1 pseudogene is annotated in these 964 nt (G+C 47.6%); it reads left to right on the top strand.

The features are described from left to right. Positions 1 to 72 precede the first annotated feature (72 nt). Positions 73 to 964, top strand: a pseudogene (locus AC19MX_RS21075) (IS3 family transposase); the annotation flags it as partial.

Below are 964 nucleotides of genomic sequence, written 5' to 3'. Positions count from 1 at the left end.
GGTAATCCCCCCTAAAAAAAGCTGATTTCAAAAGTAGAATTTTCTCGTACTATATACGCAGGGAGATTCTGCATGAAAACATCAAAATTTAGCGACAGCCAAATCTTGGCTATCCTCAAGCAAGCCGAAGCTGGCACCCCAGTTCCGGGGCTGTGCCGTGAGCACGGCATGAGCTCGGCTACCTTCTACAAGTGGCGGGCCAAATTTGGCGGCATGGACGCCTCTATGATGGCGCGATTGAAAGAGTTAGAGGCTGAAAATTCACGACTCAAAAAAATGTATGCCGAAGAGCGTCTAAAAGCCGAAATACTCAAAGAGGCCATCGAAAAAAAGTGGTAAAGCCGTCGCGGCGGCGGGAGCTGGCGCAAAAGGCGGTGCATGATAAAGCCATTCCAATCGCATTTGCCTGTGCCTTGTTTGGACTCAGTGAGAGCTGTTATCGCTATCAGGCAAAACTCAGCGGTGAAAACGCTGTGATTGCTGATTGGTTACAGCGACTAACATCGACCCATAGAAGTTGGGGATTTGGGCTGTGTTATTACTTTTTACGTAACGTGAAACGCTACCGATGGAACCATAAGCGAGTGTATAGAATTTACCGTGAATTGGAGCTAAACCTACGGATTAAGCCGAAGAAACGCTTGAAGCGTGATAAACCGGACGCATTGGCGGTGCCTGAGGCAATCAATGAATGTTGGTCTATGGACTTTATGCATGACCAACTTGAAGATGGTCGCAGCATTAGGTTATTGAACGTGATTGATGATTACAACCGTGAAGGCTTGGCGATAGAGGTCGACTTCTCCTTACCAGCAGAGCGTGTGGTCAGAACCTTGGAGCAAATCATCGAATGGCGTGGAAAACCGAAACAAATACGCAGTGATAACGGTCCAGAGTACATCAGTGCGGTGCTGGCTGCATGGGCTGAAAAACACGATGTAGAACTGAAATTTATTCAGCCTGG

It is taken from the genome of Shewanella sp. MF05956, from assembly GCF_059758055.1.
Note: the sequence above shows the minus strand (reverse complement) of the source record. Positions and strands in the feature narration are given on the sequence as shown.